This is a genomic window from Pedobacter vanadiisoli, assembly GCF_042684385.1.
In the GTDB taxonomy this organism is placed as follows: domain Bacteria; phylum Bacteroidota; class Bacteroidia; order Sphingobacteriales; family Sphingobacteriaceae; genus Pedobacter; species Pedobacter vanadiisoli.
Genome location: NZ_JBHULL010000004.1, coordinates 57,161 through 70,416, shown reverse-complemented (window position 1 = coordinate 70,416; position 13,256 = coordinate 57,161). Strand labels below are relative to the sequence as shown.

Genomic DNA, 13,256 nt, shown 5'->3' with positions numbered 1-13,256 from the left:
CTATTGTTCGTCAAAAATATTGGGAAAATTATTTATTTCTTTGCAATTTACATGCTCGTCTCATTAAGATGGATCGGGCCAAAGAAATTAACGCAAAATGAAAATAAACACGTCTAAAAAGTTTAATGCTTATACCCTAACCGAAATTCTGATTGTATTGGCTATTATTGGCATATTGATCTTATTGGCATTGCCCAACCTGATGCCGCTCATTACCAAAGCCAAAACAACAGAGGCCAAAATGCAGTTGGAACATGTAGCCAAGCTGGAACAGAGCTACTTTTACGAACACTCTAAATATTCTACAGATTTATCGGAAATTGGCTTTATTCAGGAAAAGCTGACATCTGACGCGAAAGATGGCAAAGCCAACTATAAAATCGAAATTACAGCGGCAACCAATAATACCTTTACCGCCAAAGCTACCGCAGTTGCCGATTTTGATGGCGATGGAACCTATAATGTTTGGCAGATAGACCAGGATAAAAACTTAAAAGAGATAGTTGCTGATTGATGTTTTTGTTGCAGGGGGGGATTTTTATGGTGTTAGCAGGGATGGTTTACCAGGATTTTAAATACCGGGGGATTTATTGGTGGATGTTTCCGGTACTTTTCCTGCTCATGGCAGCAGCTACCGTCCGGGTGCTGGGTTTTACCGCCACAATTTCGCAGGCGGTTAAGAACGGACTGTTTTTAGCATTGCAATTTTTGGTATTAACGGGCTATATTTCTATCAAACAAAAAAAACTGACCAATATATTCGATGGATTTTTCGGTTTGGGAGATTTGTTATTCCTGGTGGTACTGTGTTTTGGTTTTTCCTTTTTAAACTATGTGCTTTTCCATCTGTTAAGCCTCACGCTGATCATTTTATTTACGGCGATTTTTGGTCAGCAAAGTAAAACGCATGGAAAAAAAATACCTTTGGCAGGTTACCAGGCCCTGATGTTTATGGTACTGACGGCTATCAGTTGGTATACGCCTGCGATCAACCTGCTAGCCGATGATCACCTTCTAAATTTGCTTGGTTATGGAAGTTAAAGCTGAAATACTGGGGTTGATATCCAAAGAGTTTGCGATGGAGTACCGTGTATTTCCGAAAGAACGCGGCGCAAACGGCAATTTGGTATTGTGTTGGGATGGCCTTGGCGATCAGGATCAGCTTACCGATGAATTGCAGGTCATGCTGGGCTGTAACATCTCTCTATTACCGCTCGATCAGCAGGAAATCAGCCGCTTGCTTTCCAAATATTACCTGGGCGATGTATCGGCAGAAAATGATGACAAAGAAGTTTCAGTGATCTCGGCCAACGATGATTTTTTAAATGTATTGATTGAAGAAGCCAGGCGTTTAAAAAGTAGTGATATCCATATCGAAACCTTCGAAAAACGTGCCCGGGTGAGGGTAAGGATAGATGGGATGATGATTGAACGTTACCAGATCGAAAAGAAAGATTATCCTGCCCTGATCAATAAAATCAAGATTATGGCCAACCTGGATATCGCCGAAAAACGTTTGCCTCAGGATGGAAGGATCCAGTTCAGCTCTGCACGTTTTACTTCTTTTGATATCAGGGTATCTGTATTGCCGACGCTTTACGGCGAAAAAATTGTACTCAGGTTATTAAACAACAGCAGCACCGACATTGATCTGAATACCCTGGGCTTATCCGAACAGGATATGCAACATTATATGGAAGGTGTACAGCGGCCAAATGGTATTATTTTAATCAGCGGCCCAACGGGATCGGGTAAAACCACCACCTTGTATGCCACCTTAAAACTTTTAAATAAAAGTACCCGTAATATCCTCACCATCGAAGACCCTATTGAGTATACCCTGGAAGGCGTAAACCAGGTTCAGTTAAGAGAAAATATCGGATTGGGCTTTGCCGCAACCTTGCGTACCTTTTTAAGGCAGGATCCAGATGTAATTATGGTAGGGGAGATTCGCGATCCCGAAACGGCCAATATGGCCATCAGGGCAGCACTAACCGGTCACCTGGTACTATCTACCATCCACACCAATTCTGCCTGGGGAACCGTATCGCGTTTGATGGATATGGGAATCCCCGGCTTTTTAGTGGCCAATACGTTGAACACTACCGTAGCCCAGCGCCTGGTGAGGCTGCTTTGCCCGAGATGCAAAAAAGAGGAAGCGTTTGAGGCAGGACGATACCCGCGGCAGTTTAACCCACCCAAAACCGTAAGCACCCATTTTGTGGCTACCGGCTGTGCACATTGTTATTATACCGGTTATAGTGGGCGTAAAGCCGTTTATGAGGTGATCCCGATCGATGCAGCACTCTCACAGGAAATCAGGAAAGGGAATATGGCTATCGAACCTGTTCTCGAAGAGAAAAAAATAAATACACTATCTAAAAACGCTTTTGCTTTATTTGCCGATGGACTAACCTCTATCGAAGAAATTTACCCCTTGTTACTCACTATCTAAATGAAGAATAAAACGATACTAAAAATGCTGATGGGTTTGGCCTTTATTGCCTTAAATCTATCCGTTTTAACCGCCTCAGCCCAGGTTAACAGCCAGGAACGATTAAAAGCCATCGAAGAGCGCCTAAGGAACCTTTCGGTAACCGTACCAGGCCTAACCCAACCCGTTCAACTGTCGATGTCGGGAGCTTCTGCACAGGAATTTTTAAGGGCCCTGGCGCAAGCCAATAACCTGAATATCAATATCGATCCCCAACTGAACTTTAAGGTTTATACCAATTTCCGTAACGAAACGGCCATGAACGTGATCCTGTTTATGGCCAAAGAATACGACCTGGATATTAACCTTATCGGCTCCATCATGTCGGTAACCAAGGTGCAAACCCCAAAACCCGCGGTAGTGCCCAAAGATTTCCGTGTGAATTATAATGCATCAAACGAATACCTGGGGTTTGAGCTCAATAACGATACCTTAAGCCAGGTAGCCAAGAAGATCAGCCAGCTTTCACAAAAAAACGTAGTGGTTCCCGTTGCCCTGATGGGAAAAAAAGTAAGTGGTTTTATTGCTGCGGCCCCTTTTGAAGTAGCGCTTGAAAAACTGGCTTATGCCAACGAGCTTAAAATGAACAAAACCAACGATGGGGTATTTATTTTCCAGGCTTTAGGTGAAGGAGAAGAACTTTATGTAAACGGCGATCAGGCCACGGCAGTAAAAAGAAGCAATAAGCCTGCCGGAGGTCAGGGGACATCAAACTTTAACCTGAGTGGCCGGAAAGATAACCAGGGCAACCGCACCGTAAGCGTAGATGCGCTAAATACACCCATATTAGACCTGATCAAATCGGCCTCGAATGAGGTAGGCGCCAATTATTTTATCTATTCAGATATTAAAGGAACGGTAAGTACGAAATTAAATGGTATTGGCTACGATACCTTTCTTACCGCTTTATTGCAGGGAACCGAATATACCTTTAAAAAAGATGGCGGTGTTTATCTAATTGGCGACCGGAAGCTGGAAGGATTACGTGCCAACAGGATTGTACAATTGCAACACCGTTCGCTTGATACCATCCAGATGATGATCCCCGCCGAATGGAAAAAGGGGGTGGAGATTAAAGAATTCAGGGAACAGAATACCTTATTGCTTTCGGGAGCTTCGCCGCAGGTAAATGAAATTGAAAATTATATCAAACAGATAGACCGGGTAGTGCCAATGGTACTGATAGAAGTAACATTGGTAGATGTACGTAAAGGTAAAAGTGTTAAAACCGGTATCTCTGCGGGGGTATCGGATAGTGTAAAAACAGGTGGAACCATATTGCCTGGCATAGATTATACTTTTGGGGCAAATTCCATCAACAATTTCCTCTCCAAATTGGGCAGAAACGGCTCGGTAAACCTCGGTAGAGTAACTCCTAATTTTTATGTTAAACTCAGTGCTTTAGAAAGCAATAACAATGTAGATATCCGCTCGGTTCCGAAACTTTCTACCCTTAATGGGCACTCGGCTAATTTAAGTATCGGTAGCTCGCGTTTTTATAGTCAGAAAACCCAAAATGTAATTCCTTCATTAAACGCACAAACGGTAGTAACCGAACAGTTTACCGAGGTAAATGCAAATCTTGAAATCGATATCAAGCCTGTTGTTTCGGGCGACGACCAGGTGACGCTGAACATTAAAGTAAATATATCCGATTTTATTGGCAACCCGCCTTTAAATGCACCACCGCCAAAATCGACCAGTAAGTTCAGTTCTATTATCAGGGCCAAAAACGAAGATATGATCGTACTGGGTGGTTTAGAACGTACCGAAAGCAGCGAGAATGGATCAGGCGTACCTATTTTATCGCGGATCCCGATATTGAAATGGCTTTTCAGCAGCAGGGAAAAATCCAACAACAAGGTGGTAACACTGGTATTTATTAAACCTACAATTTTATATTAGGCATGTTCGAAACTTTTGAACATATTTTGGGTGTAGAGCTTACGCTATTGCAAAACGAAACGTACCGCTGTGGTTATGCGGTGGTTACGCGCAAAGGCGATAATATAGATGCGGCAGATTACCATACGGTAGAAGGCAATTTAGTTAAAATACTGGAGCGTATTCCACGAAAATACCCCGTGGCCTTATCAATTAACGGAAAAGGTATTATACACAAACAGCTTAAAGGTGTTGGCACAGATACAAAAGATTTATTTAGAGCGGCTTTTTCATCCATTGAACGAAAAGATTTTTATGTACAGGAGGCTTTTTCAGGTGATCTGGCCTGGGTAAGTATTGTGAGGCAAACATTTGTTGATGATATTGTTGCTAAACTGCAATCGTCCGGATTAAATGTTTATATGTTGAGCCTCGGTGCATTACCGGTTATTTCGATCTGGGAATTATTAAGCGCGGCTGGCGAAGGGTTTTCAGCCAATGGACATCAATTTGAGGTTTCGGTAGAAGGGAACCTGATCGCGTACCGGTATGGGGAAGGAGCAGAAGATAAAGGGAGCCTGAAATTGGGTAATACCAAACTTAAATCTACGCTTTTGGTACCGTATGCATTGGCTTTTCAGCTCTTTCTACATGATAAACTTGCTGTAGTTAAAGTTGAAAATGAGCAGGTTGATAACCGTTTTGAAGATTTTCTTGAATTTTCCAAACTCAAAAAAACAGCTGGTATTTTTATATTTGTTTTATTAGGATTGTTAGTAATCAGTTTTTTTGCACTTACACATTACAATGCAGAAAATGCGAAACTGAATCAGCAGGTAGGGGCAATTACAGCTACGGCAGATCAAAGTGATCTGTTGAAGAAAGAAATTGCTAATCAAAAAATATCATTAGAAAAACTGGGCTGGAATGGTGGTTATAGCTATGCCTTTTTGCTCAACGAAATCGGTAGCAGCAAACCACGGGCCCTTACGTTAAACGACATACAATTCGACCGCTTAAAAGAATCAGCAGAAAATAAAGATGCACTTGCTTCGATAAAAATCACTGGCGAAACTTCAAACTTATCGGCGGTGAACAACTGGATATTTTTACTCAAAGAAAAAAAGTGGGCAAAAGAAGTAAAGTTGCTCCGCTACCAGCAGGATAGCGAATCTGAAAATTTTGCCTTTACCTTATTGATCCAATATTAAGATGATGGAGAAACTTAGCCCAAAAAATAAAAAAGCCATTATGATTTTCTCCATGATCTTCGTGGTTTATCTCGCCTATGTTTTTTCATTCGAAAAGGCAATTGCTGCATTTGTGCTCAATAGGCAATTAAAACAAGCCGGACACCCGGGAGAAGAGCCCGATGTAGCTTTTCCCCAGCTGGAAAAAAAACATGCCTTTTACCAGGCTGTGTTAAAGGGGTATAACGTTCGGAGAGAAGACCGCGAAAACCGCCTATGGCAATCGGTATCGGCAATGGCCATTGCCAAAAATGTAGAGATTAATTTTAGCCCCAACATGTCCACTGCCGAAAAAGACACCAGCGAAATTGTGCGGGGTGTAGTGGCGCAGAAATTTACTTTCAGGGGCAGTTATTTCAATATCGTTAAACTGCTCGATACTTTAGCCAAAAGTCCAGGAATTGGCAAAATTGCTGATGCTAAGCTGATTAAGAAAACAGCAAATGGCAATGAAGAAAAAAACGATAAACTTAACCTGGAATTGCAGCTTGTAGGAAAGGAGAATTAAGGGTTTTTTTCCAGGTTTTTGGCGGCGTATTTAGCTTTTTTATGAGAGACCAAAATCAGTTTATCAAGAAATACGCATAGAATATCACTCGAAAAGCATCGTTGGTCAAAAAGATTTGGTAGAAAGAATGCTTTTTTAGAATTTCGTTGATAAACTGGAATTACAAAAATCTAAATAAACTTAACTTTTCATTATTATTAAGATGCTTAAAAAATTAATCGCTTTCACGAGTTGCGTGATTCTAGCTGCAAATGTTTACGCCCAAAGAGACTTAAAAAGTCTTACTCCAAATGCGGCTTCGTTATCGAAATACGCTGAAATCCCGGTGTCATATTACTCTGGTATTCCACAAATATCAGTGCCAATATATACGCTCAAAAATAATGTACTAGATATCCCGATTAGTATAAGCTACCATGCTTCTGGTATCAAATTATCTGAAGCACCAAGTTGGGCTGGCTTAGGGTGGTCTTTAAATGCGGGCGGAGTAATAACCCGAGTGGTTAAAGGATATCCGGATGATTACACAAACTCCAACTTTGGATTTGCAAATGCGGGTATTAAATCAAAAATCAGAGCAGCCGCTGTGGGCGATTATTATTCAATCTTTGACACTTATGAACGCAGTTATATGGAAGCTTCTGCACCCTCTGTCTTTACATTAAATGATGCGATTTCTGAACCTATCGATACTGAATCTGATTTGTATTTCTTTAATTTTTTAGGCAATACAGGAAAGTTTACTTTTAATAATGAAGGGCAGATCCAGATGCTTCAAGAGTCCGATCTGAAGATTGAATATATTGATCGTAAATTTAAAATTACAGATGGTCAAGGAATAATCTATAGCTTTAATGATACTGAAGAGAGTTATTGTCAGTTCGCAAATATGCCAACTGTATTGGCTTCATATTATTCGAGTTGGAATCTTTCTTCAGTATACAATCCTTCTACCATTTCAAGAATTGATTTTTTGTATCAGAAGGATCCTAATGGAATAGCCCCCAACAATATCGATAGTGAGCCATTCTATTACTTTGACCATATAAAATTTTTTGACGACTCTTATTTTAAAGGTTACGATCCTGCTTACGGCTTAATGATAAAAAATGGTGAGCCGGCTGACTGGCAGGAATATTTCCTATCCCAGCACTTTCAACATCAGCGTAATGATCCGCGAGCCAGCATAAAGTCTTTTAAAGTCTTGCGTCAAATAATAACTGGGGCTGATACAATAAATGTTTTTCCCAAATATACCCCTCAGCAAGATATTAATCTGGTTCATGTATATTGTATGCTGGATAGTATTACTATTAAAACATCTGGTAAAAAGATTTCTAAAACTGAATTTAAATTTGGAAGATTTGAAGGTGTTGATGTAAATATTGGTAACTATAAATTAGAGGAGTTAAATGTTGATGATAAAAAATACAGTTTTAAATATTATGAAACATTTAATGGAAAGTCTCCTTTTAAGAGTCTTGGTTTAGGTATCACAAAAGGTATGGATTTATATGGGTATTATAACGGGGAAGATGGCAAACCTTATCCGGATTCGAAGATTTTTGATATTAATAGAATTTCGGAAATAGGTGTAAAGGACAGGAGTCCTTTCTGGGGAGTTAATAGTTCATATCGGAATGCTGACTGGAAATATGCACAGATTGGAACACTTAAAGAAATTCAAGAGCCAACTGGCGGGAAAACTACCTTTGAATATGACGGTAATCAGTTTTCATATTTGGGCTACATGGGTGCCCAGAAGATCGATGAAGATTACCGAATTCAATATAAATTTGACTCTCTTAATACAGTGTTAGTATCAGCTGCTGCACAGATGGACCCATATGAACAGCCAGCCTTAAAATCGGAGGAATTTATATTGCATAATAATCAGACCATATCTATCACAACCAACATTGGCATGACTCCAGTGGCACTTGGTCCCAATATTTCCCTGGATGAATATCTAAGTTATATTAATGCTAACACAAACACTTTTGCAATTGCACAGATTAAAAAATACAATTCAACTACCGATCAGTTTGAAACGATATATGAAAAAACATATGATCCAGCTGGATATATCGGAATCCCTAATGATGATAACGAATTGAACTCCAAGCGCATGCTATTCAGATTTACAGAAAGTATATCTATGGCATTGCCAGAGGGGCGTTATAAAATAGAAAACTCATGCCACGGACCAGCTTATCAAAGTAATATTAGAGTGGAAACTAAATTCAATTATAAAACAGGGAATATTTACAATGGAAACGGTTTAAGAATAAGGAAAATAAATTACATAGCTGAAGGTTCGCCTGTGATAAGCAAAAATTTTTCTTATGAAATTGGAAATAATTCATCTGGCGTACTGGAAACACCTATTATTGGATTAGTACCCAAAATAAATTATTTTACTACACCTAAACCAAAAGTTATTTTTGGTTTTGATGGTTATTTTGTAGAAAGATCTTTGTTTTTTGATGTGTATAAAAACTTGCCTGTCAGCTCACTCAATTATTGTGGTGTGGTTTTGGGATATGCCAAGGTAACCGAAACGATGAATGATGGTAGAAAAACAGTTTATTACTATTCAACCGGATCAAATATTCCACTGCATGATTATGTGGTAGCTCCGGATGAATATGAAATTAAAGACTTTGCTGGCATAAGTATGTATACCCATTTGAAAGCAGATAATTCTTCCTTCCGTGGCTTGTTGCGTCAGATAGATCATTATGATTCATCGAATCAAATAAAAAAAAGAATTTTTTCTGACTATCTTAATGGTGAGATGCCAGGTTTAGGTAATTCAATTTCATTGGTGTTATCTCCTAAAAGCTTTCCTCAAAAAACACCTCAAAATGATTTGCTGAGCAATGGTCAATTTAGTTTTGTCAATTTAGAACCTTCTTATGTGTTTATCTATGGGGTAAATAATTCGAAGCTCAGAGATTCTGTCGTAACTTATTTTCCTTCAGGTCAAGTAATAGAGGTTACTAAATATGAATATGATTTTAATAAACAATTTTCGCCTACAAAAATCAGCTATGTAAATTCTAAAGGACAATCACATGCTACCATTTTTAAATATGCAAAGGATTTTTCTAATATACCAGTATACCAGCAAATGGCAGATAACCTTCACATGATCAGTCCTGTAATAGAAAAACGAGAGTCTTTGAATGGGAATCTGAGCCAATCTTTTAAAACAAATTATAGCTATTTTAATAATAGCTCTATAATCTTGCCCAGCCTTACACAATCTAGTTACGCGAATGAGCCTTACGAGGATAATATTAAGTTTTTGAAGTATGATGATAATGGTAACTTGTTAAGCTTTAAAGATAAAAATAGTGCTGATGTTTGTTATGTGTATAGCTATGGAAACAAAGCATTAATAGCTGAGATTAAAAATATTACCTACGATGTGATTGAAAGTATACTCGGAGGAACTGTTGCTGTTAGAAATTTTGCAAACGCATACCCGTCAGACAATGTGGTGAGGGATTATGTGGCTAATTTAAGAACGTCTCCATTATTAAAGGATGCCCAAATTACTACGTATACTTACAAACCAATGGTTGGGATTACCAGCATGACGGATGCCAAAGGCATGATCACCTATTACGAATATGATTCCTTTCAGCGCTTGAAAACCATCAAAGACCAAAACGGCAACATTTTAAAACAGACCGATTACCACTATAAAAACTAAGACGCTCCCATGAAACAACATCTAAAATATTTCTGTGCCACAGCGGCGCTATTGTTGCTTGCTGGCCGCTCTTCTGCCCAGAAAGTGGTATCGGTGTATAATGGCGAAAGCGAAATCAGTGCACCGTTGAGCGTGACACTGACCGATGGTTTCCATACCATGGGGTCTGTACGCATTTTTACCACGGGTTTGAGTTATCTGAACTGCCAGCAACTATCTTCAACCCCCAGTACCAACCAGAATTTTATCCTTACCCGGACCTTTAAACAGCCGGTTACCGATGCCACACTGGGCAATAGCCGCAGTGTGTGCGAGGAAAACCAGGCCATCCAGTATTTCGATGGGCTGGGCAGGCCATTACAGACCGTTCAGGTACAGGGCAGCCCGGGTTTTAAAGATATTGTACAACCTGTGGCCTATGATGCCTTTGGCCGCGAGCAATTTAAATACCAGCCCTATGCAGCCCAAAACGGCAATACAGGCAGTTACCGCACAGCTGCACTGGCTGATCAGCTGGCCTTTTACAACAGCCCAACAGCAGGGGTAAAAGCAACAGGTTATCCCTTTGCTGAAACGGTTTTCGAAGCCTCTCCGTTAAACCGGGTACTGCAGCAGGGTGCCCCAGGTGCAGACTGGCAGATCAGTGTAGGCCATACGCTTAAAACCGTTTATGGTACCAATGTGCAGGATGAGGTAAAACTATGGACGATCAATGGTACGGATAACGGTGCAACAGCTAGTGTTTACCAGCCGGGCAAACTCTACAAAACCATCATTAAGGATGAGAACTGGAAAGAAGCAGATCTAAAGGCCGGAACCACCGAAGAATTTAAGGATTTTGAAGGGCGTGTGGTATTGAAACGGGTATGGGAAACCAATGGCAAAAGCCTGAGTACCTATTATGTGTACGATGATTTAGGTAACCTGCGTTATGTACTGCCACCTGCGGCAAATGAGCATACAGACAGACTGTCTGCGCCGATCAGCAGTTTTGACGAAAGCCAAACGGTTTTCGACCAGTTTATCTACGGTTACCATTACGATGGCCGCAAAAGGCTGGTGGAGAAGAAAATCCCTGGCAAGGGCTGGGAATTTATGGTCTACAACAAACTCGATCAGGTGGTGATGAGCCAGGATGCCAACCAGCGTAACAAAAGCCCTCAGGAATGGAACTTTACCAAATATGATGCTTTCAGCAGGATAGTAATCAGCGGGCGTTATATTGATGATCTTCACAGTGGGCAGTCGGGAACCAATTATAGGGGGGCTTTTCAGGATATCGCAAACGGAACTGCTGCTTATGAAAAACCTGATGCATCAAATACACAGATTGGTTACAGTAATGATGCCATTCCACAGGGTAGTATCGGAGATTATTATGTACTGAATTACTACGACGATTATGATTTTGTAGGTAACACCTTTGGCCAGCCGGGTGCAGGACAGGCGCCTGTGGCACGGACCAAAAGCTTGCTAACCGGAACAAAGGTAAAGAACCTGGGTACAGGCACGATGCTGCTTACCGTAAACTATTACGACCTGGAAGGGCGTGTGGTGCAGAGCAAAAGCAGCAATCACCTGAACGGTACCGATGTAGTAGACAATACCTGGAACTTTGATGGCAGCCTGAAAGCGAGCACGCGTACGCATACGGTAGGTGGAGTAGTTACCACTATTGCCAACCGCTATGAGTATGACCATGCCGGCCGCAAGGTTGCCACTTTTGAGAACATCAACGATAAAGGCGAAATCGCATTGAGCCACCTGGAGTACAATGAGATCGGACAGCTGAGTAAAAAGAACCTGCACAACGATAGCCAGGCCACAACCTTTGCCTACAACGAACGCGGCTGGATGAAGAATAGTACCTCCGATCAGTTCAGCATGGAACTGAAATATAACGATGGTACCTTGCCACAGTTCAATGGTAATATCTCGGGCCAGGGTTATACCAACGGTACTGCCAATACCTTTAGTTATACTTACGACAGGTTGAACCGCTTAACTAATGCCGTCGCAGGCAACAACCTGGGCGAGGCCATCAGCTACGATGTAATGGGCAATATTACCAGTTTAACCCGCGATAATTTTGGTACGAACAACTACACTGGCTACAATGGCAACAGGTTGACCAGCATCAGTGGTTTTACCAACAGCAGTTATGGTTACGATGCCAATGGCAACCTCACCAGCGATAGCCAGAAGAACATCACCCTGGGATACAACTTCCTTAACCTGCCGCAAACGGTAAGCGGGAGCCAGAATTTAACCTATACTTACAATGCTGCTGGCGAAAAACTGCAAAAACAGGCAGGTGGTACCACCACTAATTATATTGATGGTATCCAGTATACCAATAACAGTATCGATTTCATCCAGACGGAAGAAGGTTTAGCCCGCAGGAACGGTAACAGTTACAATTACGAATATAACCTGTCTGATCATTTAGGGAACGTACGAGTTACCTTTTACCAGAACCCGACAACCAACCAGCTGGAAGTGCTGCAGCGTGATGACTATTATGCTTTTGGTTTAAGGAAAATGGGCGTTCCAAATTCGAATACAAATAAGTATCTTTACAATGGCAAGGAGTTGCAGGAAGAATTAGGACAATATGATTATGGCGCAAGGTTCTATGATCCGGTCATTGGGAGGTGGAATGCCATAGACCCGATGTCTGAAACGAGCAGAAGGTTTAGTCCTTACGTTTATGGCAATAATAATCCAATTCGTTTCATAGATCCCGATGGAATGCAAACTACAGATGCTAATGGAAACGTAAGCTCTGATAATGCAGAAGAAGCACAGGCTATGTTTCGACAAATACAAAGTCAATATTCTTCGTCTAATCAAGAACAGGATCCACCTAATAAAAAGAAGCAGGACCCATTTGATTCTGAGGCATTGGTTAAGAAGGCCCCTCGTATAAACAAAGTAACCAGTTGGTATGGAAGGCTTTGGTATAGCCTTAATGGAGGAAGAGATTATGAGGGCATAAACTATGATAATGATGGTAATCCCGTTCATGTATCCTATATTAAATTTGAGATCAATCCTCCTTTTGGGCCAAAAGGAAGTTTATCCCTTTTATCTCAGTTATCCGTAGAAGAAAAATTAGCGGGTTATTTACTAAATGCTGAACATGCTGTTGGGGCAAGTAAAGCAAAATGGTTTCAACAAGCTCTGGGTTATACTCAAGCAAACTCATCGGGATTAGCAAAACAATTAGTGTTTGATTCTGGTAAAGCTGTTCAAACCGCTGTAACCCAGTATGGCACTAAGTTTAATCAAGTTATAAAAGTTACTGGGGCCAATGGACGAACTATTGAAGTTATGACAGCTTGGATTAAAAATAACGATAATGTTGTTAGATTAATTACAGCTTTTCCAGTTAAATAG

Annotated in this window: 8 protein-coding genes; all 8 read left to right on the top strand. The window is 40.8% G+C overall.

The window, feature by feature from the left end:
* Positions 1-97: 97 nt before the first annotated feature.
* The 8 genes from ACFSR6_RS03780 (at position 98) to ACFSR6_RS03745 (ending at position 13,256) form a co-directional block, all read left to right on the top strand.
* Positions 98-514, top strand: coding sequence for a type IV pilin protein (locus ACFSR6_RS03780; RefSeq protein WP_379075146.1), 417 nt, complete (start codon positions 98-100; stop codon positions 512-514).
* Positions 511-1,041 (top strand): hypothetical protein, encoded by a 531-nt coding sequence (locus tag ACFSR6_RS03775; protein ID WP_379075143.1) that lies wholly within the window; start codon positions 511-513, stop codon positions 1,039-1,041. The genes ACFSR6_RS03780 and ACFSR6_RS03775 overlap by 4 nt, the downstream gene beginning before the upstream one ends.
* Entirely contained in the window at positions 1,031-2,455 is a 1,425-nt protein-coding gene (locus tag ACFSR6_RS03770) for a GspE/PulE family protein (protein WP_379075141.1), read from the top strand. Before ACFSR6_RS03775 ends, ACFSR6_RS03770 begins: the two co-directional genes overlap by 11 nt.
* Complete coding sequence (locus ACFSR6_RS03765) at positions 2,456-4,399, top strand: type II secretion system protein GspD (protein ID WP_379075139.1); 1,944 nt, start codon at positions 2,456-2,458, stop codon at positions 4,397-4,399.
* A 2-nt stretch (positions 4,400-4,401) separates the two neighbouring features.
* On the top strand, positions 4,402-5,589 hold the full coding sequence (locus ACFSR6_RS03760; protein ID WP_379075137.1) for a hypothetical protein: 1,188 nt from the start codon (positions 4,402-4,404) through the stop codon (positions 5,587-5,589).
* A 1-nt stretch (position 5,590) separates the two neighbouring features.
* Positions 5,591-6,136, top strand: a complete 546-nt coding sequence (locus ACFSR6_RS03755; RefSeq protein ID WP_379075134.1) for a hypothetical protein — start codon at positions 5,591-5,593, stop codon at positions 6,134-6,136.
* A gap of 202 nt (positions 6,137-6,338) precedes the next feature.
* Positions 6,339-9,857, top strand: coding sequence for a hypothetical protein (locus ACFSR6_RS03750; protein WP_379075131.1), 3,519 nt, complete (start codon positions 6,339-6,341; stop codon positions 9,855-9,857).
* A 9-nt stretch (positions 9,858-9,866) separates the two neighbouring features.
* A complete protein-coding gene (locus ACFSR6_RS03745) occupies positions 9,867-13,256 on the top strand; it encodes a DUF6443 domain-containing protein (RefSeq protein ID WP_379075128.1) in 3,390 nt (1,129 codons plus the stop codon).